This is a genomic window from Bacillus sp. CD3-5 (assembly GCF_006349665.1).
Taxonomy (GTDB): domain Bacteria; phylum Bacillota; class Bacilli; order Bacillales; family Bacillaceae_G; genus Bacillus_A; species Bacillus_A paranthracis.
This window is the reverse complement of record NZ_VEPX01000013.1, coordinates 1-22,360: the sequence shown is the minus strand read 5'-3', so window position 1 is coordinate 22,360 and position 22,360 is coordinate 1. Positions and strand designations below refer to the sequence as shown.

The 22,360-nt window shown below is 35.5% G+C and carries 24 protein-coding genes, 1 pseudogene, 1 riboswitch and 1 other annotated feature; of the genes and pseudogenes, 16 read left to right on the top strand and 9 right to left on the bottom strand.

All coding sequences use genetic code 11. The annotated features are described in order from the left end of the window. Positions 1–59 precede the first annotated feature (59 nt). The 9 genes from gltP (at position 60) to FH036_RS21205 (ending at position 7,776) form a co-directional block, all read left to right on the top strand. Positions 60–1,331, top strand: coding sequence for a glutamate/aspartate:proton symporter GltP (gene gltP, locus FH036_RS21245; protein ID WP_070805591.1), 1,272 nt, complete (start codon positions 60–62; stop codon positions 1,329–1,331). 66 nt (positions 1,332–1,397) lie between these two features. Beyond that, a complete protein-coding gene (locus FH036_RS21240; RefSeq protein WP_070805592.1) occupies positions 1,398–1,916 on the top strand; it encodes a ribonuclease FAU-1 family protein in 519 nt (172 codons plus the stop codon). Positions 1,917–2,036: 120 nt separating this feature from the next. Next, positions 2,037–2,142, top strand: a riboswitch (SAM riboswitch). A gap of 94 nt (positions 2,143–2,236) precedes the next feature. Next, positions 2,237–3,553, top strand: coding sequence for a Na+/H+ antiporter NhaC family protein (locus FH036_RS21235; protein WP_139896203.1), 1,317 nt, complete (start codon positions 2,237–2,239; stop codon positions 3,551–3,553). A 228-nt stretch (positions 3,554–3,781) separates the two neighbouring features. Beyond that, positions 3,782–4,138, top strand: coding sequence for a lmo0954 family membrane protein (locus tag FH036_RS21230; protein ID WP_000808648.1), 357 nt, complete (start codon positions 3,782–3,784; stop codon positions 4,136–4,138). Between the two features lie 50 nt (positions 4,139–4,188). Next, a complete protein-coding gene (locus tag FH036_RS21225; protein WP_000814138.1) occupies positions 4,189–4,851 on the top strand; it encodes a PspA/IM30 family protein in 663 nt (220 codons plus the stop codon). Positions 4,852–4,957: 106 nt separating this feature from the next. Next, the gene (gene liaF, locus FH036_RS21220) at positions 4,958–5,698 is read left to right on the top strand and encodes a cell wall-active antibiotics response protein LiaF (protein WP_000716091.1); all 741 of its coding nucleotides are present in this window, start codon (positions 4,958–4,960) and stop codon (positions 5,696–5,698) included. Continuing rightward, positions 5,698–6,753, top strand: a complete 1,056-nt coding sequence (locus FH036_RS21215; protein ID WP_000744320.1) for a sensor histidine kinase — start codon at positions 5,698–5,700, stop codon at positions 6,751–6,753. Before liaF ends, FH036_RS21215 begins: the two co-directional genes overlap by 1 nt. Beyond that, a complete protein-coding gene (locus FH036_RS21210) occupies positions 6,750–7,382 on the top strand; it encodes a response regulator (RefSeq protein ID WP_000598709.1) in 633 nt (210 codons plus the stop codon). Before FH036_RS21215 ends, FH036_RS21210 begins: the two co-directional genes overlap by 4 nt. A 124-nt stretch (positions 7,383–7,506) precedes the next feature. Further along, positions 7,507–7,776 carry a DUF3922 domain-containing protein gene (locus tag FH036_RS21205; RefSeq protein ID WP_264195422.1) on the top strand — a complete coding sequence of 90 codons (270 nt, stop codon included), beginning with the start codon at positions 7,507–7,509 and terminating at the stop codon, positions 7,774–7,776. A 23-nt stretch (positions 7,777–7,799) separates the two neighbouring features. Here FH036_RS21205 and brnQ3 read toward each other — a convergent pair whose 3' ends face one another. Next, the gene (gene brnQ3 / locus FH036_RS21200) at positions 7,800–9,155 is read right to left on the bottom strand and encodes a branched-chain amino acid transport system II carrier protein BrnQ3 (protein ID WP_001099145.1); all 1,356 of its coding nucleotides are present in this window, start codon (positions 9,153–9,155) and stop codon (positions 7,800–7,802) included. Between the two features lie 57 nt (positions 9,156–9,212). Continuing rightward, positions 9,213–9,471: a binding site (T-box leader), on the bottom strand. 271 nt (positions 9,472–9,742) lie between these two features. On the opposite strand from brnQ3, the gene FH036_RS21195 reads away from it, so the two are divergent. After that, positions 9,743–9,952 (top strand): hypothetical protein, encoded by a 210-nt coding sequence (locus FH036_RS21195; protein WP_000880630.1) that lies wholly within the window; start codon positions 9,743–9,745, stop codon positions 9,950–9,952. Positions 9,953–9,991: 39 nt separating this feature from the next. On the opposite strand, the gene FH036_RS21190 is transcribed toward FH036_RS21195, so the two are convergent. Further along, positions 9,992–10,768 (bottom strand): class I SAM-dependent methyltransferase, encoded by a 777-nt coding sequence (locus FH036_RS21190; protein ID WP_044793705.1) that lies wholly within the window; start codon positions 10,766–10,768, stop codon positions 9,992–9,994. 108 nt (positions 10,769–10,876) lie between these two features. Here FH036_RS21190 and FH036_RS21185 point away from each other — a divergent pair, with 108 nt between their 5' ends. After that, a complete protein-coding gene (locus FH036_RS21185) occupies positions 10,877–11,728 on the top strand; it encodes a YhfM domain-containing protein (RefSeq protein WP_000824716.1) in 852 nt (283 codons plus the stop codon). Between the two features lie 104 nt (positions 11,729–11,832). On the opposite strand, the gene FH036_RS21180 is transcribed toward FH036_RS21185, so the two are convergent. Beyond that, positions 11,833–12,030 (bottom strand): hypothetical protein, encoded by a 198-nt coding sequence (locus FH036_RS21180; protein WP_001053353.1) that lies wholly within the window; start codon positions 12,028–12,030, stop codon positions 11,833–11,835. 87 nt (positions 12,031–12,117) lie between these two features. Here FH036_RS21180 and FH036_RS21175 point away from each other — a divergent pair. The 3 genes and pseudogenes from FH036_RS21175 to hmpA form a co-directional block, all read left to right on the top strand. Beyond that, positions 12,118–12,482, top strand: a pseudogene (locus tag FH036_RS21175) (site-2 protease family protein); the annotation flags it as partial. Positions 12,483–12,596: 114 nt separating this feature from the next. Further along, on the top strand, positions 12,597–13,115 hold the full coding sequence (locus tag FH036_RS21170) for a hypothetical protein (RefSeq protein WP_044793704.1): 519 nt from the start codon (positions 12,597–12,599) through the stop codon (positions 13,113–13,115). 159 nt (positions 13,116–13,274) lie between these two features. Next, complete coding sequence (gene hmpA / locus FH036_RS21165; RefSeq protein ID WP_139896201.1) at positions 13,275–14,483, top strand: NO-inducible flavohemoprotein; 1,209 nt, start codon at positions 13,275–13,277, stop codon at positions 14,481–14,483. A 30-nt stretch (positions 14,484–14,513) separates the two neighbouring features. Here hmpA and FH036_RS21160 read toward each other — a convergent pair whose 3' ends face one another. Next, entirely contained in the window at positions 14,514–15,026 is a 513-nt protein-coding gene (locus FH036_RS21160) for a Crp/Fnr family transcriptional regulator (protein WP_000600573.1), read from the bottom strand. Positions 15,027–15,195: 169 nt separating this feature from the next. On the opposite strand from FH036_RS21160, the gene FH036_RS21155 reads away from it, so the two are divergent. Next, entirely contained in the window at positions 15,196–15,423 is a 228-nt protein-coding gene (locus FH036_RS21155) for a hypothetical protein (RefSeq protein WP_000882907.1), read from the top strand. Positions 15,424–15,717: 294 nt separating this feature from the next. On the opposite strand, the gene FH036_RS21150 is transcribed toward FH036_RS21155, so the two are convergent. The 3 genes from FH036_RS21150 to FH036_RS21140 all read right to left on the bottom strand — a co-directional run bounded on the left by FH036_RS21150 (position 15,718) and on the right by FH036_RS21140 (position 18,266). Continuing rightward, entirely contained in the window at positions 15,718–16,518 is an 801-nt protein-coding gene (locus FH036_RS21150; RefSeq protein ID WP_000455758.1) for a sulfite exporter TauE/SafE family protein, read from the bottom strand. Between the two features lie 117 nt (positions 16,519–16,635). Then, entirely contained in the window at positions 16,636–17,634 is a 999-nt protein-coding gene (locus tag FH036_RS21145) for an inorganic phosphate transporter (RefSeq protein ID WP_000380271.1), read from the bottom strand. Between the two features lie 11 nt (positions 17,635–17,645). Next, positions 17,646–18,266, bottom strand: a complete 621-nt coding sequence (locus FH036_RS21140) for a DUF47 domain-containing protein (RefSeq protein ID WP_000231448.1) — start codon at positions 18,264–18,266, stop codon at positions 17,646–17,648. 312 nt (positions 18,267–18,578) lie between these two features. Here FH036_RS21140 and FH036_RS21135 point away from each other — a divergent pair, with 312 nt between their 5' ends. Then, a complete protein-coding gene (locus FH036_RS21135; protein WP_000769280.1) occupies positions 18,579–20,621 on the top strand; it encodes a transglycosylase domain-containing protein in 2,043 nt (680 codons plus the stop codon). Positions 20,622–20,716: 95 nt separating this feature from the next. Here the strand turns inward: FH036_RS21135 and FH036_RS21130 are convergent, their stop codons facing one another. Continuing rightward, a complete protein-coding gene (locus tag FH036_RS21130) occupies positions 20,717–21,145 on the bottom strand; it encodes a hypothetical protein (protein ID WP_044793702.1) in 429 nt (142 codons plus the stop codon). A 195-nt stretch (positions 21,146–21,340) separates the two neighbouring features. Beyond that, a partial coding sequence (locus tag FH036_RS21125; protein ID WP_139896200.1) for a Gly-Xaa-Xaa repeat protein occupies positions 21,341–22,360 on the bottom strand: 1,020 nt, incomplete at its 5' end.

Below are 22,360 nucleotides of genomic sequence, written 5' to 3'. Positions count from 1 at the left end.
GTTTTATAGATATAGAATGAGAGGTAGAGTGACACATCGAAGAGGGGGTTACAACAAATATGAAAAGAATAGGACTTGCATGGCAAATTTTAATAGGGCTTGCGCTTGGTATTGCAGTTGGAGCGATTTTCTTTGGCAATCCGGCAGTGGTGAGTTACTTACAACCAATTGGTGATATTTTCATCCGATTAATTAAAATGATCGTTGTACCGATTGTTGTAGCAAGTATTGTTGTTGGGGTTGCTGGTGTTGGCGATGTAAAAAAATTAGGCCGACTAGGCGGAAAAACAATTATTTACTTTGAAATTATTACAACAATTGCAATTATTGTCGGTCTATTAATTGCGAATATTTTCCAACCGGGAAAAGGCGTAAATATGGATCAGTTAACGAAGACAGATATTTCGAAATATACACATACGACAGAGCAAGTACAAAGTCATTCATTTGCAGATACATTTGTAAATATTGTTCCAACGAACATTATGAAGTCATTAGCTGACGGAGATATGCTTGCTATTATCTTCTTCTCTGTATTATTTGGTTTAGGGGTAGCAGCAATTGGTGAAAGAGGAAGACCGGTTCTTCAATTTTTCCAAGGTGTAGCTGATGCAATGTTTTATGTAACAAACCAAGTTATGAAATTTGCACCATTTGGTGTATTCGCACTAATTGGTGTTACAGTTTCTACATTTGGTCTTGCTTCATTAATTCCATTAGGGAAATTACTAATTGTAGTATATGGGGCAATGATTTTCTTCGTTGTAGTTGTCTTAGGACTTACAGCGAAAATATTTGGAATTAACATTTTCCAATTCTTTAAAATTTTAAAAGACGAACTGATCTTAGCGTATTCAACAGCAAGTTCAGAAACAGTTTTACCGAAAATTATGGAGAAAATGGAAAAGTTCGGTTGTCCGAAAGCAATTACATCTTTCGTTATTCCGACAGGTTATTCCTTTAACTTAGATGGATCAACTTTATATCAAGCAATTGCAGCTCTTTTCTTAGCACAAATGTACGGTATTGATTTATCTATTACACAACAAATTACATTATTGCTTGTATTAATGGTTACATCAAAAGGTATTGCGGGTGTACCGGGCGTATCATTCGTTGTATTATTAGCGACACTTGGTACAGTAGGTATTCCAGCTGAAGGTTTAGCCTTCATCGCCGGTATTGACCGTATTTTAGATATGGCTCGTACAGCAGTTAACGTTGTAGGTAACTCTTTAGCAGCTGTAGTTATGTCTAAGTGGGAAGGTCAGTATGATGCTGAAAAAGGACAAGCCTATTTAGAGGAAATTTCCAATAAGCAAGCAGCTTAATTATAATTTGAAAGAGCTCTCACATAATATGTGGGAGCTTTTCTATATAGAAGGGGAGCGGACGTAATGAAACGTAAATATGGTGACGGTTCTTCGTGGAAGCGACTAATAGAGAAAGATTATACGGTTAAGCAAATAGAAGAGGGAATACTAGGAATACTGGAAATAAAAAAGGTGAGAGAACCTAGTTGTAAAGAATATGACGGTAAAGAGCTATGTATTGCTGGCAATCAGTATACGTGGATTCAATATTTCATAGACGAGAAAAACTTTGCGATTACCGCTATGTTAGATGATCAAAAGGAATTAGTGCAATATTATATCGATGTGGCGAAAGACTATGAAATAGACGAGCGTGGTTTACCGTATTTTGATGATTTATATTTAGATGTAGTATTATTACCGAATGGTAAAATGTATGTATTGGATGAAGATGAGTTAGAGGATGCTTATAAAAGTGGCGATGTTACAAAAGAAGAGTATGAGTTAGCTTGGTACACTACAAAGTGGATTATAGCTGCAATAAAAAATAATGAATTTTATTGGATTTCAATATTGGAAGAAGAAATCAAAAAGTTAAAATGATTATTGTATTCAAATTTTTGTATAATTACCAAAAAAATCTATACAAAAAATAATTGACTTTTGTTTTGTAAGCGAGTAAAGTTAGGGAAGAAATTATTATTAAAAAATAAATATGAAACCTTCTTATAAAGAGAGGCGGAGGGACTGGCCCTACGATGCCTCGGCAGCGGACTCGATTTCAGAGTGCTGTGCCAAATCCAGCAAGCATATGCTTGAAAGATGAGAAGAGCGTTTCTTATAGATGTATAAGACCTCTTCTCGTTGGAAGAGGTCTTTTGTTATTCATTAGAAAAAGGTTGAAACTAGGGAGAGATGGTACTTTGAAAGAAACGAGAGGAAATGGTTTGGCATTATTACCACTTGGGATATTTTTGGCGCTATTTATTGGTTCTGGAATTATTACAGGTGATTTCTATAAATTGCCGATACTTGTAGCAATTTCAATTGCTGTAGGAGTCGCTTTAGCAATGAATCGTAAAGAAAGTTTTCATGTAAAAGTGGAACGATTTGCTAAAGGTGCAGGGAACCCAGACATTATGATTATGGTTCTAATTTTTGTACTGGCAGGGGCATTTTCTGAAACAGCAAAAGGGATGGGTGGCGTTGATTCTACAGTTAACTTAGCGTTATCAATTTTACCACAAGGATTTATCGTAGCTGGCATTTTCGTTATAGGAGCATTTATTTCATTAGCGATGGGAACTTCAATGGGAACAATTGCTGCATTAGCACCAATTGCTGTAGGTATTAGTGGGCAAACTGATATCTCAATTGCACTTACGATGGCTACTGTTGTTGGCGGAGCGATGTTTGGTGATAATTTATCATTTATTTCAGATACAACAATCGCAGCTGTACGTTCACAAGGAACAGAAATGAAAGATAAGTTTAAAACGAACTTTTTAATTGTATTACCAGCAGCTATTATTACAATTGTACTATTAGTAATCATTACTTTAGGAAGTGATACGCAGATTAAAACGCATAGCTTTGACTGGATAAAGATTTTACCGTATGCAGGAGTACTTATTACAGCGCTACTTGGTTGGAATGTACTTATCGTTTTAACTGGTGGAACTGTACTATCTGGGGTTATCGGTCTTTTAGATGGAAGTTATACGTTAGAGAGTTTCTTTAAAAGTGTAACGACTGGAATGGGCGGTATGATGGAGTTAGTATTACTTGCTATTTTAATTGGCGGTATGGTCGAATTGATTCAATATAATGGTGGCATTCAATATTTAATGAATATTTTAACGCGTAACATTCGTTCAAAAAAAGGAGCAGAGTTCGGTATTGCTGGCTTAGTAAGTATGACGAATATGTGTACAGCGAATAATACGATTTCTATTATCTTTACAGGTCCGCTTGCGAAAAACATTGCAGATCAATATGAAATTGATCCTCGTAAATCAGCGAGTGTATTAGATCTTTTCTCGTGCTGTGTGCAAGGTTTAATTCCGTATGGTGCGCAAATGTTAACAGCAGCAGGATTTGCGGCGTTATCTCCAATTGAACTGTTACCATATGCGTTTTATCCAATCTTAGTTGGAGTATGTGGAATCATTTCTATATTAATTGGTTTCCCGAGGTTTTCTAAAGTAGCGGAAAAGAAAGAGTATGATAAAACAGCATAATGAAAATGAAGTGTATGAAAAGTAACGAAAGCCGTACAGAGAATGTTCTCTGTACGGCTTTTTATGTACGGGAAAAGAGTGGATGATCCCATGCTACCGTATGTTTTTACAAAAGGCTGAATGCAACTCGGTCTTAAGTCTGAGTTAAAAACGGTTCTTAAGCTCGTTATGGAAAAAAGAAAAAATAGTTAAGATAAGAGTATCAAATCGAAGGGAGGCAAGCACAAGATGAAACAATTTCTAGCGTTTATCGCGGCTGGTATTTTAGCTTTAATTGCTCTTGGTAGTCTTGCTGGTATTGTAGGATTCGCAATCGGAGCAGGAGTTGTGTACTGGAGCTATAAATCATTTGTGCGAGCACAATCATTTTTTGGAAAGTTAGCTTGGGGTATTGTTGGTTTGATCGGTTTGTCCATCGCCCTTTCTCATTCCCCAGCATTAATCGGTATTGCAGCATTAGTAGTTTTATACTACGGATACCGTGAGTGGAAAAAAGAAAAAGATGTAGTTGTTGATTCTGCTCCAGAAAGTTCTAAACCATATAGCAACTTTGAAGATGAGTGGAACAAGTTAATGAAAAACTAATATAAAATCAATCAAATCAAATTTATAAAGTAGAAGAGAGGAAGATTATAATGAAACAATCTTTATTCGGACGTGTACGCGATGCAATTTTAGCAGATTTTCATAATGTGTTAGATGAGAAAGAAAGAAAAAATCCAATTGCTATGTTAAACCAATATTTACGTGATAGTGAGCGTGAAATAACAAAAATTGAGAAGTTAATTCAGCGTCATAAAACATTAAAATCTAACTTTGCTCGTGAGCTTGAGCAAGCACGTTATTTCGTGAATAAAAGATCTAAGCAAGCGATCATCGCTCAAGAAGCAGGCGAATTACAACTACATGAGCGTGCATTAGAAGAAGTAGCTTATTATGAAGGGCAAGTAACTCGATTAGAAGAAATGTATGCAGGTGTTGTAGAACAAATTGATGAGCTAGAGCGTCGTCTTTCTGAAATGAAAAATAAATTAAAAGAAATGCACGCAAAACGTATGGAATTAATGGCACGTGAAAATATGGCACATGCAAATCGTCGTATGAATACTGCGATGCATAAAATGGATGAAAATAATCCATTCTTACGCTTTGAAGAAATTGAAGATCATATTCGCGACTTAGAAACTCGTATGAACGAGGAGCATGAACGTGATACATTTGATATGAAGATTGCAAAGCTTGAGCGTGAAATGAAAGAAAAGAATGATGTATCGTTAACGAAAGAGTTAACAAAATAATAGTAGTATATTATAAAACAGGCTTATGATATAGTGATAGGAGAAAAGGTGTTGGAAAGCAATGCCTTTTCTTCTATGTATATGTGACAAGAAGGGGGGAGCTGAAATGAAGAAACATTTTTCAAAGACACAATTAATGGGGATGCTCCTCATCATATTTGGATTCGGTCTTTTTCTTGATATGATACTTGGACATTTTGAACCAGGTGGTCTCATTTTTGCATTTATTATGCTTATGTTTGGAAGGCATTATCGTAAAAAGAATCGTTATGTACGGGGAAATGTATTTTTATTTGTCGGTGGTATCGTATTTTTATTCTTCTTATTTTCATCAGCAGCATTTGTTCTTGTCGTATTTGCTTGTTTAGCTTTAATTGGTTATCAATTGATTCAACAAGGGCATCAGCAAAAAGCAATGAAGGTTGAAATTAAAGAAGAAGGGATTATAGACGAAGAGAAGCAAATATATCGTACAGAACCATATTTGAAAAATATGTTTGTAGGCAATGTACGAATGATGGATCATATTTATGAACTTGAGGATATTAATGTTCAATATGGTGCTTGTGATGTGGAAATAGATTTAACAACTGCTATGATTCCAGAAGGAGAAACGGTAATTGTTATTCGGGGTGTTGTTGGTAATATTCGTTTATATGTGCCATATGATATTGAACTGTCTTTAAATCATTCTGTTATTGTCGGGCGTGTGCTCTTGCCAGGTCATGAGGAGACAGGGTTTAACCGCAATGTTACATTTAGAACAGAGCAGTATAAAGAGGCTCCTCGTCGTATTAAAATTATTTCTTCGCTTGTCGTAGGCGATACGGAAGTGAGGAAAGTATAATGAAGAAACAAAAAAATATTTCGTGGATGTATATTCGTTATTCTATGTTGTCCTCAGTTAGTATCGCACTCATTTGTACAATTGTATATGTATGGAAAAGCGAGCAACAAGTATATGATTTATTATGGAAGGAATCCATCGCTTCTGTTCCAATTGGCTTGTTTATTATGACTACAAGCTTACTTATCGGGGGAATTGTAGGATATGCAATCGGTTACTATATAGAGCAGCGTATACAAGGATTAAATACGTTTCTATTTGAAGTAGAGCGAGGGAATTTTCCGAGTGATGTTTCGTTTACCGCAGATGATGAATTTCATGAAGTGGAACGAAAAGTGATCGGTCTGGCTCGTCGATTAGAGGAGCAAGCTGGACTCTTTCAAAAGGTAACGAATGAACGAGCTCATTGGAATGAAGAGATGAGACAAGAAGCGATTTCCCAAGAAAGGCATCGATTGGCGAGGGAGCTGCATGATTCTGTAAGTCAGCAGCTTTTTGCAATGTCGATGATGATGTCGGCTATTAATGAACAAGTAGCTGAATTTCCAGAAACGACGAAAAAGCAGTTACAGCTTGTTGAAAATATGGTTGTAAATGCACAGTCAGAAATGAGAGCATTGCTTCTTCATTTACGCCCAGTACAGTTAGAAGGTAAGAAACTAACAGAAGGTATAGAAGAATTATTAACAGAACTATCTAGAAAGCAACATATGAAAATTGAATGGTTAATTGAACCGATTCAATTAAAAAAAGGTGTAGAAGATCACTTATTCCGCATTGTGCAAGAGGCGCTATCTAACACTTTACGTCATGCGAAGGCAAAGAAAACAGAAGTGCGTCTTCGAAAAATTGATCAATATGCAATATTGAAAATTATTGATGATGGTGTAGGTTTTAAAGTAGGAGTGAATAAGGCTGGTTCTTACGGATTAAGGTCAATACAAGAGCGTGTTCATGAAATTGGTGGGACATTAAAGGTACTTAGTTTTCCAAATAAAGGTACACAAATAGAAGTAAAAGTACCGATTATGATTGAGAGAGGAGGAGAATCATGATTAAAGTATTACTAGTGGATGATCATGAAATGGTTCGAATGGGTGTATCAGCATATTTATCAACGCAGCCAGATATTGAAGTAGTTGGAGAAGCTGAAAATGGAAGAAAAGGTTCAGAGTTAGCACTGCAATTAAGACCGGATATTATTTTAATGGACCTTGTCATGGATGAGATGGATGGTGTTGAAGCAACACGTGCTATTATTCAAGAATGGCCAGAAGCAAAAATTGTAGTTGTAACGAGCTTTTTAGATGATGAGAAATTGTATCCTGTTATTGAGGCCGGAGCGACAAGTTATTTATTAAAAACATCAAGAGCGAGTGATATAGCAGACGCTGTACGAGCTACTTATGATGGAGAAACGGTATTAGAGCCGAAAGTTACTGGTAAAATGATGTCTCGTATGCGTCAGAAGAAAGAACAACCTTTGCATGAGGAGTTAACAGAAAGAGAGTCTGAAATTTTGTTATTAATTGCAGAGGGGAAAAGTAATCAAGAGATTGCAGACGAGTTGTTTATTGCCCTCAAAACAGTAAAGACACATGTGAGCAATATATTAAATAAGCTAAATGTAAGTGACCGGACACAGGCGGTTATTTATGCGTTTCGACATCAATTGACGAAATGATAAAGTGAAATTTTAACCAGTGGGGTGGTCCCCACTGGTTATTAGTTTGTACAAAATCTTTTTATTGACGCTAATAAATGTAAGCGTTATCATTTAGTTGTTAACAGTACATACAAAGGGGAGAATGTATATGCTAGTTCAAACGATATTTGGCATGGATAAATCAAAAAAATTAGGGGATTATGTGAACGCATTACAAGCGCTTTGTGAACAATATAATGTTGAAACAGATAAAATTGCAATTGTTGAGGCGACAGAAGAGTACTATTTATTTTTAGTAAAGCAAGAAGAGTGCTACGATGTTGTCAAAGTAGAAACAGTGGATACAAATATTGATTATTATACGAAAGCGTATAAAATAAGTAGTTTTAATCATAGCGCTTATCAAAAGTAAAAAAACTCCCTTTTGGGAGTTTTTTAGGATGCTTTTACTTCATGAGATTCGGTTAGTAAGGGAACTTTTTTCGCGCCACTTAGCTTAGCGATTGCAAGGCCAATAAGAGCTCCGGCTAATGCAGGTACTAGCCAACCTATTCCTTCATTATATAAAGGGATAAATTCAAAATATGATGTGATAAATGAAACTGAAATACCACCTTGTTTTAATCCATCAAATACGCTTACAATTGCAGCTCCAATTAAAGCACCTACATAAACAGAGCGATATCCACCAAAATATTTATGAAGTAACGATAGTAGAACAAGTACAATCGCAACTGGATATACAACAAGTAGAATTGGAACAGAGATGGAAATGATTTTTGTTAAACCTAAGTTGGCAACTAATAATCCCAATACACAAATGATACTTGCGAACGTTTTGTATGAAAATTTAGTCAATAATGTCGAGAAATATTGACTACATGCAGATACAAGTCCAACACATGTTGTTAAGCAAGCGAGTGTAACGATAAGAGATAATAAAAGTAGACCATATGGACCGAATAATTGTTGTACGATCACAGTAAGTAATTGTCCACCATTCTTTGCATATCCGAGCGAGACGCTAGTTGCACCGAGCCAGCCAAGCGCACCATATACAAGTACGAGGCCAGTAGCAGCAATAAGTCCAGCTTTGGCTGTTGCGATGGCAATGGATTTACGATCCTTTACACCTTTAGAGCGAATGGTATTTACAACGATAATTCCAAATGCAAGTGCTGAAATGGTATCCATCGTTAAGTATCCTTCCATAAAGCCTTTGAAAATCGGAGAAGTTTGATACTCTTGCATTGCAGGTCCTGATTGTCCAAGTGGTGTAAAGACACTTTTAACAAACAATAAGAAAATAGAGAGTAATAAAATAGGTGTTAATATATTTCCAATACGATCTACAAGTTTAGATGGATTCAAACTCAGCCAATATACGATAGCAAAGAAGATGATTGTATATACAAAAAGTACGAGGTTGCTAGAGCGAATCGTTTCTGGTAAGAAAGAACTAGCGCCCATTTCATAAGCAACATTTGCCACGCGTGGAATACCCATAGAAGGACCAATGGCGATGTATACAACTACCGTAAAGAATATTCCGAATAATGGGTGAACATGACTTGCAAGTTGCTGCATACCATTTCCTGATAAAGAAATTGCGATAACTGTTAGTAGTGGTAAACCGACTCCTGTTAGTAAAAATCCAATCATTGCCGGCCAAAAGTTTTCGCCTGCATTTTGTCCAAGCATGGGAGGGAAAATTAAATTACCTGCCCCAAAAAATAAAGAAAATAGCATAAGACCCGTGAAAAAAATATGTTTTTTTGATACAGTGTTCATTGTTTTTCCTCCTTTTTTAAAATTCATTTGTAAGAACACAAAAAACTCGTCCCTAAAGAAAGGGACGAGTTATATTTACCCGCGATACCACCCTAATTTATACATGTAGAAATAATTCTATATGTATACGGCTTTGCAACGTACAACATGATACGTGTTCCTTGTAACGGGGGACAGCCGGTAAGAACTTACTATAACATTCAGTTCTACTTCTCGGAGATGATTTTCGGCTACGCACTGAACGTTGGCTTTCAGCAAATCGCCAACTCTCTGGGGAACAGTTCTATAACGTACTCGTTCTCGTCAATGAATTTTTATTCAAGTATTCTGACAGTATTGTTACATGTTTTTTTTTGAAAGTCAATATTTTTTTGGAAGATATATTTATATCCAGAAATATTGAATGTGATATTTGTTGTAGTAAAAGGAATGGTGAATTGTAAAAAGGGAGTGAAATTTTGTAGAGAATTGTAAAGTTTGTGGAGAAAGTTGATATTTATAGGAGTAAAGAAGGTATTATTTGAATTTACAGAGAATAATATAACAATCCACTTGCTGGAAAGAACAAACCAAAAGAGGTGACTGAAATGCTTGCGATGGGAGTATTATTTGGCATTATTGCTATAATTGGTTTTATGTGGTTATATTATTCGCGTTCGTTTAAACAAGCAGAAGTTTTACTCTTTCAAAAAGGTAGTTTGTTGACAAATCAGTCTAGATATTTAGTATGTCCGAAGTGTGGAAGTGCACAGGCCAGAAGTGGAGGGTATCAAGAGTGTTGCAAAATTAGATTATGAAAGAAGGAAGCCTCACATTATTTTGTGAGGCTTCCTTCCTTACAATTTCATGGCACTCCAAATTGTCCATCGATCTCTTTCGATAATAGGAGATACGTTTTGTAAGGCAGTCTGTACTTGGTGTAAAAGTTGAGAAAGTTCATAGTCTGTTAATTCGTATAGAATGGATCGACCTGTTCGAGGTGATAAATCTTGTAGCAATGCCTCTACGGAATCATGTATTTTTCGTACTTCCCATTGTGTTTGAGCGGGGAATACGTGAAGAAAATATTTTTGTAATTCTTGCTGTATCGTGGTGGTTTTTGGACGTCTTTTTGATTCTATTTCAATGAGTTTTGGGAAGGTAGAGAAAAAATATCCACGGATGTGTTCGGGACTTCCAGGGATCGTACAATCTTCAATAGTTCGGTCTTGTACAATAAGTACACCGTTTTTCTTTAATATACGAGAAGCTTCACGTAGAAATGTAGGAACGTCTTGTAAATGATGAATAACTGCACGCGAAATAACAATGTCGAATGTATCATTAGGATAGGGGACGCTATGTGCATCACCGTGAATGAATGAAATATTTGAAAATCCGCTACAATTTTCTTTTGCAGCCTGTAATATTTCTTTTGAAAAATCAAGTCCAACAACACTTTCTGCTCCCATAAGAGCAAGTTCTTTCGTATAAATCCCGCCACCACAGCCGATATCAATTATTCGTTTATTTTGTATGTCTGTAATATTTTTTATCATTTCTCTCCAAGAAATATGGGCGTTTCGCTGTGCATATGTGTATTTATTATTTGCATCGTGAAAATTAATGGACATGAAAAAGACCTCCTTTCAATGCTTAGTATAGCGTATTTTATAGTGTGTCACGTTTTTGTTTTTTGTATGAAGATTATAAGAGTTTCTTATTGTAAAAGGAGGATTAAGTTGAAAAGGAAATATGTATTGCTGTTATTTGTTATGTTACTAGCATCTTGTAGTCAAGTTGAGCAAAAAAAAGAAACAAAAAAAGTGGAAGAGACGGTGAATGAAGTGAAAGAAACAATAGAGGTAACCGTTATACAAAAAAAACATAAAGAGAAAAAGTTACAGGAATCAGAAGCTAAGGTAGTAATAGACATTATAGATAAAGCTGAGAAACAAGAAATAACAGGTAGCTTTGGTGAACCTGAATATGAAATACAAATTAGTAGAGATGGGAAGAAAGAAACGTATTATGCATGGCTAAGAGGAGAAGACAGACGAGGATGGGTACAACATAAGAAAGCTATGTATATGCTGAATAAAAAAGATACAGAAAAGCTTTTGGCTATATTTCCAAATGTTTCAGAACAAAAAGAAGATGAGAAGCAGGTAGGTCCTTTAACGGAAGTAACAAAAAAAGATTTGCAGATTACCGCGTTTCATATTAAAGCAAGTGATCAAAAAGTGAATTATACGGTACGGTATACGATTTCACAATCACTATATAACAAGTTAGAGAAGGAACAAAAATACTATTTGCAGGTCATTTATCCGGAAAAAGTTCAAAAATTAATTGGAGCAAAAGAGAGTGAAGAAATTTTAGGTGAAAAGGTAAAGGAAGGATATAAACAGTATGAATTACATGCTACTGTGCAGGTAAAAGGTGCTTCAGAATCACAATTAAAGGCATTAGAAACATATTATGAAAATTATGATTTGAAAATATTAAATAGTAAACAAGAAAAAATAGGTGTTTTTCAAAATATTATTCAAATTGTTAAAGAGTATGGTGAAAAAATGAATTTACAAAGGTAAAGTGAATCTTTATTTAGTCCTTACAGATTGGGTTGAATAAAAATTTGTCAATTTTATATGTACTTTCCTAGGAAATGATAATAGAGAGGGGACGCCCCTCTCTATTACTTTGCTTTTGCAGATGGCTCATTCATTGATTTTCGTGTAATAAGGAAAGAAATCATAAGAGCGGAAAGGATGATAAGGGCAATAAATACGTGATTAGGCAACAAATCTAATAATAATACGTAACTAACGGTATAAAAAATAAGAGTTGAAGCTAAAAACGATAGAGCGCCTATTATGAGAGATTGTAAATTCAATTGTGTGCACCTCCTTTTATTTATATTTTTGGCTAAAAATGGATTATATAAACATTATTTCTAACAATAGAAAAAAAGATGTCATAAATGATGCAACATGAAATAAATGTATTAAGGCAAAAAGAAAGAGGGAAAGAATTAAAAAAAGGAGAGCTTCAAAAATTGAAGTATTAGAGTATCTGTTACGAAAGTTTGAGCCGCTAGATTAAGTCCCATATAAAGATGAAAAAGAAACACATACCATTCATATAAGAGCAGCGTTTGAATTGTCAGAAAGAAAAATACAGGAATGGGATGCAGAAAAGAGACAACAGAAAAACTATTATAAAGTGGATACGAAAACGAAATGGACGGTATTTGCTTGTTATATCGGATTAATGGCTATACTCGGTTACGCAGCTTATGAAGGATATATTGTTTTACAAGAACATTTGCCAACGAGAAATGTATAAAAGAATATTGTCGAAATGATAGGGAGAATTTATACAGGAATTATATTTCTACGAGAGAATGTTACAAGTATAGTCATACATTGTAATAACTTTAGTAGAGAAGGAGTTCTGTATATGAAGAAATTGTTAAATGTATTCGTGATTATTACCGTAATGATCATTGCGAGCTATAGTCTTATGAAAGTATTATTACATTATGCGAATAAGCCCGCTGGGGTAAGTACAACATCTGAAATAGAAGATGTGCAAGAAGAGACAAAAGTACTAGATTTTATTCGTATGACACATGAAAGTTATAATAATTTCTTAAATTATGGTAAAGCAGAGAATTATACAGAAGGGGACTGGAACCAATTTAAACAATGGTTTCAACAACAAGAATCATCGTTAAAAAATATACATACAGACATAAAGAATGAAAAAATAAAACGTGATGTAAATAGAAGCTATGAAATTGTAAAAAAAGGTGTGGAGCTCCAAAATATTGAGTATGTAGTGTATGCACATCGCGTATACCATGACTTAGATATTATTGTAAATAAATATAGAGGTGAAACGAACATCTGGGGGTATACAGAATTTGGAGATGGGAAAGATATAAAGGTAATTGAACAAGCGATACAGTCTAAATAATAAGCTAGCTAGCATTCTAGTTAGCTTATTTTCTTTTGTAAGTGCACTGTTCATATATTTTTCACAAAAACACCGTGTTAATAGTGATTAAAATCACAATCTGTATTATACAATTCAGTTAAACTAAAAACAGTTAAGGAAATAGAGGAGTGGGATACAATGTTAAGTGAAAAAACAATTGAAATCGTAAAGTCAACAGTACCATTATTACAAGAAAAAGGCGTTGAAATTACAACGAGATTTTATGAAATTTTATTTTCGGAACATCCGGAGTTATTGAATATTTTCAACCATACAAATCAGAAAAAGGGAAGACAACAACAAGCGTTAGCGAATGCTGTTTATGCAGCTGCAACGTATATTGATAATTTAGAAGTTATTATTCCGGTTGTAAAACAAATTGGTCATAAGCATAGAAGTTTAGGTATTAAAGCAGAGCATTATCCGATTGTAGGTACATGTTTACTACGTGCAATTAAAGAGGTCGCAGGTGCACCTGATGAAGTGTTAAACGCATGGGGAGAAGCTTACGGTGTCATCGCTGATGCATTCATTAGCATTGAAGCAGAGATGTATGAAGAAGCGGCACATAAAGAGGGCGGATGGAAGGATTTCCGTAACTTTGTAGTTGTTAAAAAAGTGAAGGAAAGCGATGTTATTACATCATTTTATTTGAAACCTGAAGATGGAGGGAAAGTTTCTTCATTCATCCCAGGACAATATGTAACGGTTCAGATAAATATTGAAGGTGAAACATATACACATAATCGTCAATATAGCTTATCAGATGCCCCTGGAAAAGAATATTATCGTATTAGTGTAAAGAAAGAAAAAGGTGTAGATACACCGGATGGTAAAGTATCTAACTACTTACATGATCATGTAAAAGAAGGCGATATATTACCAGTAAGTGCACCTGCAGGAGATTTCGTATTAAATATGGATTCAACATTACCAGTTGTACTAATTAGTGGTGGAGTAGGTATTACACCAATGATGAGTATGCTAAATACGTTAATTGAACAAAATTCAAAACGTAATGTATGTTTTGTTCATGCAGCGATAAATAGCAATACACATGCAATGAAAGAACACGTTGAGGCAGTAGATAATGAATACGAACAAGTTAAAGCATATACTTGTTATTCTGCACCAACTGAAAAAGATTTAGAAATGAAGAACTTTGATAAAGAAGGTTTTGTGGAAAGAGAATGGTTACAAACTATTATTCCGACAACTGAAGCAGAGTTTTATTTCTGTGGTCCAATACCATTTATGAAACATATAAATGCTGTACTAACTGATTTAGGTGTGAAACAAGAACATATTCATTATGAATTTTTCGGCCCAGCAGCAAGCTTACAATAAATTGAACTTTAATAAGCAAAAAACGAGGTGTTATTTTACCTCGTTTTTTATTTGTTCTCGTAATAGTCGATTTACTGTTTCACGGCGTATACCGATCAGTTGACCAATTTCAGTTTGTGTTAATATTTCATATATAGGAATGTCACCTAAATATAGTGTGAACCATTCTTGTAAGCGATGAAGACGTTCTTTTGGCGAGACGGTCGTCAATTGATCGATACGCTGCTGCATCATTCTTAATTTTGATTGTAATTGCATGGCGATATTTGCATATGATGCAGGATTCGCTTGAAGTTGATCGTACCACTCATTACTACTTATAAGTTCAACTTCTGTTTTCATTAAAGCGATTGCTGTACCGTGATATTCCTTCGGTGAAATTAAAGAATGATGAGGTATCGTTTCTCCTGGAACGATAATATTGAATAGAAAAGGTGTTCCATCTTCTTCTATTCTTACTACTTTTAATAAACCTGTTTTTATAAAATATAAAGGACCGTCCTCGCCTTGACGGAATAGTACATCTCCTTTGTGTAGAATCAATGTTAGCCCCCCATTTAAACATTTCTATTACTTTTATTTTAGCGTATATGTATACAGACAATATGTTTTTAAACAGCAATTTCATTGACGAAATATATGCTATTACAGTAGTATACTATTTAGTGTGTAATAGTACTAGCAATGAATACGCTGTAGGGGGTTTAGTATATTGTTAGATGCGATAAAAATGACGGATATGAGAATTCCAGCGAATGCCATCATTCATGTAGAAGAGATGAAAGGTGGAGTCGTGTTATCCGTTGAAGTAGATGGCCAAATTATTTATACGATGGCTTATGATGAAGAAACAGATAGTTATGCTGAATTATATGATCGAAACGATAAGAGGGCGTGCCAAGTACATGAAGATTTTATGGGATGGTCACTTCTTCATTAAAAAAGATGTCAATATGACATCTTTTTTTATTAAACCGATAGAATATACAAAGAAATGAAATATAAGGATAAAATTTGTAATAAATGATTTTGCATTGTTAGCACTTTGTAACTGCAACTGAATTATTTTTTCGCTATCATAAAGATAACAGTCGCAGTCATAGGAGTGGTCAACGTGAAGAAAGTACATATTTCCAATTACATGTTATTATGTGTTTGTCTAATTTTATTTGTTCTCTTAGGAGGATTTTTATATTCATGTGTATAAGAAAAAACGCATTCTAAAAAGAACGCGTTATAAAAAAGAAGTAATGATTAATCTAGTCCCAAGAATAATTAATGTGATACGCAATAAATTAATTACGGCGTTACCGCTTAATTTTGTATTAATATATGCCCCGATTTTTCCACCAATCCATGCACCAGGAATAAGAATTAATGCGTAAATCCAGCTGACATTTCCAAGGGAGATGTGAGTTGCAGAACTTACAATTGCTGATAGAAATACGATAAACATCGAAGTTGCTACAGCAATATGTGCTGGGAATGCAAAAAGTAGCATCATTGCTGGAACAAGTAAAGCACCGCCACCAATTCCAAATAATCCAGATATAAAACCAACTATAAAGGCGATAAAGATAGCGAGAAGCGGTGGGAATTGATAGTGTACAGTGTTTCCTTCGTTATCTGTAAAAGAGCGCTTGATTACAGTCATATTTGATAAAGAAAGGGGTTTTAATTTGTCTCGTAACATAAGAAGAATGGAGACAAAAATAAGAAAAATCCCAAAATATAAAGAAAATGTATCTTGGTTTAAAAATTTATTCGCCCACGAGCCGATGATACCACCAGGGCCACTCCCGATAAATAAAATAAGTCCACTTTTGTAATCTACTCGTTTATGCTTCATATAAGTAAGGGTGGAAGATAGTCCCGTAAAAACGACTGTTACCATTGAAGTTCCTACTGCAAGTTGTGGTGACAGGCTATGTAATCCGATTAATAACGGAACAATAATAATTCCGCCGCCAAGTCCGACTAGACTCCCGACTGTCCCGGCGATTAGCCCGATGAAAAGTAACATGATGTATTCCAAAATTGCCAACTCCTCTATATAACTTATCCACCAATTATTATACACGCTTTTTCATGAGAAAAAGCTTTGTTCACAAAAAAGTCGTCTTCCTAGAAAAATAAGGAAGACGACTTTTAATTAAAAGATTAAATGTAATAAAGAATAAAATAAAGCAGCTAATGAAGCTGAAATAGGAAGTGTGATAACCCAAGTAATTAACATGCGTTTTGCAGTTCCCCATTTTACACCTTTTACACGATGAGAAGCACCAACCCCTAAAATAGAAGAGGAGATAACGTGCGTCGTACTAACTGGTAAGTGAATGAATGTTGCCCCGAAAATAACAAGAGATGATGATAAATCAGCAGCTACACCATTTACAGGACGAATCTTCATAATTTGTCCACCGACAGTTTTAATAATTTTCCATCCGCCGACAGAAGTACCAAGACCCATTGCAATGGCACAAGATAATTGTACCCAGAACGGGATGTCGCTAGAAGTATGATAACTATTCGCCATAAGAGCCATTGTAATAATTCCCATTGCTTTTTGCGCATCATTCGTACCATGTGTATAAGCTTGTAATGCAGCAGTGAAAATCTGGAATATACGGAAGTTTTTGTTCGTCTTCGTTAAATTAAAGTTTTTAAAGACGACTTTAAAAATACTGTATACGATATAACCAATAACAAATGCGATAATTGGTGAAATGATTAAAGCTTCAATAATTTTTATGAATCCTTTAAAGTTTAATGAACTAAAACCAGCAGCAGCGATAGCTGCACCTGCGATGGAGCCAATGATTGCATGCGAAGAACTACTTGGAATACCGTAGTACCAAGTAATCAAATTCCATGCTATTGCTGCAAGTAAAGCGGCTAAAATTACAAGAGAACCATTTTGTAAAGCGAACGGATCAACGATATCTTTCGTAATCGTTTTTGCTACACCTGTAAATGTCATCGCACCTAAAAAGTTCATAATAGCTGCCATAATAATTGCATGTCTAGGCTTTAGAGCTTTCGTTGAAACAGCCGTTGCAATAGCGTTTGCTGTATCGTGAAATCCATTAATAAAGTCAAAAGCTAAAGCGCAAATGACTACTAAAACGGTCAGTATCAAGAGTGTATCCATGATCAAACTCCTTACGCGTTCTTCATAATAATTGTTTCTAATACGTTTGCAACGCTTTGGCAGCTATCCGCTACTTCTTCAAGCTCTTCGTAAATCTCTTTGTATTGAATGATCTTAATTGGATCTTTTTCACGAGAGAATAAGTGCTTAATCGCGTGACGGCGAATATCATCACATTGTGATTCATAATCTTTAATCTTAATCGCATTTGTACGAATGTCGACTAATTTTTTGTTAGACATTAATTCAACAGAGTTTGCAATTTCAATCGCACATTGATTAATTGCTTCTACGAATTTAATCATGTATTCATCAGCTTCTGTAATAGAATACATTTCGAATAGACCAGCACTATGATCTAATCCGTCTAATACATCATCCATACTCATTGCAAGCTGTAGGATGTCCTCACGTTCAATAGGAGTAATAAACGCTTTGTTTAGCTCCATAATGATTTCGTGAATAAATGAGTCACCTTTTGACTCGTACTCTTTCATGCGCATAGAAAACTCTTTTAAATCGCTAGCATTTTTAATTTTATACTCCACGAAAAACTGCGCGCCTTCTTTTAAATTTTCGGAAACATTCATTAACATTTCAGAAAATTTATCTTTTTTTGATTTAAAGACCATTATTAGTTACCCCCACAAAAGTAATATATGTAAAATATATTGGCTAGTCAATTCTAACAAAAAACTGTCGTTTTTTAAAACATTTTATCGAAAAGTTTACAAAAACTTAACATAACTCTTATTGTTGTATTAATAATATTAATAATCAATATTGAATATCTTACTTGTAGAATGTCCTTTTCTTGCAAAAAGTATGAATGTGAAAGAAAAGCTTTACACTACAGGAAAGACTACGTTATTATAATAAATTTAAAAGGAGGTATATTCTTCCTTTTGAAAAGAAGAGTGTAAACAAACGAAGGAAGTGAACGAATGAAATTGAAGAACACTCACTTAAAAAAAATGCAGGAGTGGTTCAACAAGAGGAAGAAGCTTCGTAATTCATTAATTGTATTAGGAAGTTTGCTCGCTACTCTATTTATTGCTATAAATATAATAATTTCTATTCAAGACATATCTGAATTAAAGCAAGCTGTTCCGCAGCCGACCTTAATTTATGATGCAAATAATGAAGTTGCGACTAAATTAGCTTCTTCTAAAACAGAAGGCGTAAAAAAGAAAGATATTCCTGATATTATGGTTCAGGCCATTGTTGCAGTAGAAGATAAGGAATTTTTTAACCATCACGGGATTTACTATAGTGGAATTATAAATGCAGTTTTTAAAAATATTACAGCAGGAGAAGTTGTAGCAGGTGGAAGTACAATTACACAACAACTTGCGAAAAATGTATTTCTGACACAAGACCGCACATACTCTCGAAAAATTAAGGAATATTTTTTAACAAAAAAAATAGAGCGTACGTATACGAAAGATGAAATCATTGAAATGTATATGAACCAAATTTATTTTGGTGAAGGTGCTTGGGGTATAAAAAGGGCAGCTAAATCTTATTTTGATAAAGATGTAAAAGATTTAACAATTTCAGAAGCAGCAACGATTGCGGGCTTGATTAAAGCACCATCTGCGTATTCACCTTATAAAAACTTTAACAAGTCAATTGAAAGACGTAATGTCGTATTAAGTTTAATGAAAGAGCAAGGGTATATTTCGGACGAACAGTATAATAAAGAAAAAGAGAGTGGACTTGTGTTAAAACGTGGCGTTGATGATAAATACAAGGGAAAATACTCTCAATATGTAGACTATATTGTTAGAGAGGCGATGGACAAGTACGAATTAACACAAAATGAAATTTTAGCAGGTGGTTATCGTATTTATACAGAGCTTGACCCGAAAAAACAACAGGCCGTAGAAGACGTTGTGAATAATGATAGTTATTTCAAAGATAGTGGCTCAGACCAACTCATGCAAACGGGTGTAGTTCTTATGAATCCCAAAACAGGTGGTATACCAGCTTTAGTTGGAGGCAGAGGGCCGTATCAGTTTTTACAGTTTAACCATGCAACCCAATTAAAAAGACAACCGGGCTCAACGTTAAAACCTTTGGCTGTATATGTACCAGCGTTAGAACAAGGATATGAAGTATACGATATATTAAAAGATGAACCATTTAACATTAAAGAATATAAACCACAAAATAGCGATCATACTTTTCACGGTGATGTGACAATGTATGAAGCCGTAGCAAAGTCGTATAATGTTTCAGCTGTGTGGCTATTAGAACAAATTGGACTAGATAAAGGATTGAAATCTTTAGAGCGATTTGGTATTCCATTAGTGCCAGAAGATCGTACGTATCCGATTGCTTTAGGCGGTATGCATGTGGGGACATCTCCATTTGTAATGGCTCAAGCATACAGTACATTTGCAAATGACGGAGTCCAAGTGGAAGCTCATGCAATTAGGGAGATACAAAATGCTGAAGGTGAAACGCTTGGAAAGTGGTATAAGAAAGAGACACGAGTGACGAGTGAGAAAGTTTCTCAAAAAATGACATATTTATTAAAAGGTGTTGTCGAAAAGGGAACGGGCGAAAAGGCAAAAGTTAATAATGTTGATACGGCAGGTAAGACAGGAACTACTCAAATTGTAAATGGCCCGAGCACCGGTGCAAAGGATTCATGGTTTGTTGGATACACACCAGATTTAGTAGGTGCGATTTGGGTAGGATATGATAAAACCGATAGCGATCATTATGTTCCGGGTGGTAGTCAAATTACGACGACAATGTTCCGGGATATTATGAAAAAAGCGAACGCAAATCCAGCTCAAAAAGCATTTCAGTTATCGCTCATATCTGAGGCTGATTATAAAAAACAATTGACTACAATAGAAGAGGAAAAACGAAGAAAAGAAGAAGAGAAGAGAAGGAAAGAAGAGGAACAACAACGAAAACAAGAGCAACAAGAGTGGCTTGATAAAGTGAAAGAATGGATTCCTTCATTTTGGTAAAAGAAAGAGGCGAATAACGAAATTCGCCTCTTTTTTGTATGAAAAACAAAATGAAACTTTAAATGGTAGAGATTTTCATCTATCTTTATTAGCTATTATTCGTTAAGTATAATGTTCGTACTGCCATAGGATTCGGAATCGTATGTGACACTTATTCTACCTTTGCTTATAGGTTCATAAAGTAATTCTTCTTCGTAATTACCGTTATTCTCATTGTGGATAGAAAGTGTAATTTCATCGATTTTTTTATTTGTATACTGATTTTTAATCGTTTCAGCAATTTGGAGTAACGCCTCGGAACTAGAAGCTTTCGTAATAAGCATTCCTTTTATAACCCTTTTTTCATTATTTGTGGAATTGGAATAAGGGATGTTGCTTTGTTTTGTATACAAAAGTTTGTATGGAGCAGTTTTTCTCTCTGCTTTTGATATAGTGGAATATTTTAGAGTTAAAAAAAATCCTACACATAAAATAATGCATACCATAAGTGCAAACCAAATGCGTATTAGTGACATAACTCTCATTTTCATCCCTCTTTCATATCTTTGACTTCACTATTTATCATACAAAATAAGGATTAAGATAGAGTAAATTTGAGGTAAAGAAACGTAAAGAAGGAGCACTTATCCTCCCAAATAAGTGCTCCTTTCTATATAAAGAGAGATTTAATGCACGGTTAAACGATACATATTATTATAAATATACTTTTTAAGCGAAAATTAGTAAATTCGGAATACAGATAGTGTTGCTGTTGTATCGCCTGTGTTAGGAATAGAAATAGTGTTTGCTGTAGGCTGTATAGAAATCGTTGTACCAGCTTGTAAAGTAACAATTGTAGAGAAAGAAACAGCACTACCGATAACGTTAGTTGAGAAATTACGAGTAGGTGGTTGACCATTGAATGAAATACCGAATCCAAATGGTGAAGACCCTGGGAAAGTTGTAGACGCTGAGAAACTAATATCATATACGCCTGTTTCTAAAATCGTTAAAGTATCTGAAGTATCATTGAAAGAGATATTAGTTAATTCAAACACTTGATTGAATTGAAGGTTTGTTCCAGGTGATATAGTTTGTGGATTTGAGTTTCCGATTGCGGCGATCGTTACAGGAATTGGTGTACCCGCTGGTCCGGTTGCACCAGTAGCACCTTGAGCACCAGTAGCACCAGTAGCCCCTGCTGGCCCTTGAATACCTTGAGGTCCTTGAGGTCCAGTAGCGCCGGTAGCCCCCGCCGGTCCTTGAATACCTTGAGGTCCTTGAGCACCAGTAGCGCCAGTAGCCCCCGCTGGCCCTTGAATGCCTTGAGGTCCAGTAGCACCAGTAGCGCCAGTAGCCCCTGCTGGTCCTTGAACACCTTGAGGTCCTTGAGGCCCAGTAGCGCCAGTAGCGCCGGTAGCCCCCGCTGGTCCTTGAATACCTTGAGGTCCTTGAGCACCAGTAGCGCCAGTAGCCCCTGCTGGCCCTTGAACACCTTGAGGCCCAGTAGCCCCCACTGGCCCTTGAACGCCTTGAGGTCCAGTAGCACCAGTAGCGCCGGTAGCCCCCGCTGGTCCTTGAACGCCTTGAGGTCCTTGAGCACCAGTAGCGCCAGTAGCCCCCGCTGGCCCTTGAACGCCTTGAGGTCCTTGAGCACCAGTAGCGCCAGTAGCCCCTGCTGGCCCTTGAACACCTTGAGGTCCTTGAGGTCCAGTAGCGCCAGTAGCGCCGGTAGCCCCCGCTGGCCCTTGAACACCTTG

Bases quoted from the DNA above. Each gene is read 5' to 3' on its own strand.
- gltP (WP_070805591.1), top strand. From the start codon at position 60: ATGAAAAGAATAGGACTTGCATGGCAAATTTTAATAGGGCTTGCGCTT.
- FH036_RS21240 (WP_070805592.1), top strand. From the start codon at position 1,398: ATGAAACGTAAATATGGTGACGGTTCTTCGTGGAAGCGACTAATAGAG.
- FH036_RS21230 (WP_000808648.1), top strand. From the start codon at position 3,782: ATGAAACAATTTCTAGCGTTTATCGCGGCTGGTATTTTAGCTTTAATT.
- FH036_RS21225 (WP_000814138.1), top strand. From the start codon at position 4,189: ATGAAACAATCTTTATTCGGACGTGTACGCGATGCAATTTTAGCAGAT.
- liaF (WP_000716091.1), top strand. From the start codon at position 4,958: ATGAAGAAACATTTTTCAAAGACACAATTAATGGGGATGCTCCTCATC.
- FH036_RS21215 (WP_000744320.1), top strand. From the start codon at position 5,698: ATGAAGAAACAAAAAAATATTTCGTGGATGTATATTCGTTATTCTATG.
- FH036_RS21210 (WP_000598709.1), top strand. From the start codon at position 6,750: ATGATTAAAGTATTACTAGTGGATGATCATGAAATGGTTCGAATGGGT.
- FH036_RS21205 (WP_264195422.1), top strand. From the start codon at position 7,507: ATGTATATGCTAGTTCAAACGATATTTGGCATGGATAAATCAAAAAAA.
- brnQ3 (WP_001099145.1), bottom strand. From the start codon at position 9,155: ATGAACACTGTATCAAAAAAACATATTTTTTTCACGGGTCTTATGCTA.
- FH036_RS21195 (WP_000880630.1), top strand. From the start codon at position 9,743: ATGCTTGCGATGGGAGTATTATTTGGCATTATTGCTATAATTGGTTTT.
- FH036_RS21190 (WP_044793705.1), bottom strand. From the start codon at position 10,768: ATGTCCATTAATTTTCACGATGCAAATAATAAATACACATATGCACAG.
- FH036_RS21170 (WP_044793704.1), top strand. From the start codon at position 12,597: ATGAAGAAATTGTTAAATGTATTCGTGATTATTACCGTAATGATCATT.
- hmpA (WP_139896201.1), top strand. From the start codon at position 13,275: ATGTTAAGTGAAAAAACAATTGAAATCGTAAAGTCAACAGTACCATTA.
- FH036_RS21145 (WP_000380271.1), bottom strand. From the start codon at position 17,634: ATGGATACACTCTTGATACTGACCGTTTTAGTAGTCATTTGCGCTTTA.
- FH036_RS21140 (WP_000231448.1), bottom strand. From the start codon at position 18,266: ATGGTCTTTAAATCAAAAAAAGATAAATTTTCTGAAATGTTAATGAAT.
- FH036_RS21135 (WP_000769280.1), top strand. From the start codon at position 18,579: ATGAAATTGAAGAACACTCACTTAAAAAAAATGCAGGAGTGGTTCAAC.
- FH036_RS21130 (WP_044793702.1), bottom strand. From the start codon at position 21,145: ATGAGAGTTATGTCACTAATACGCATTTGGTTTGCACTTATGGTATGC.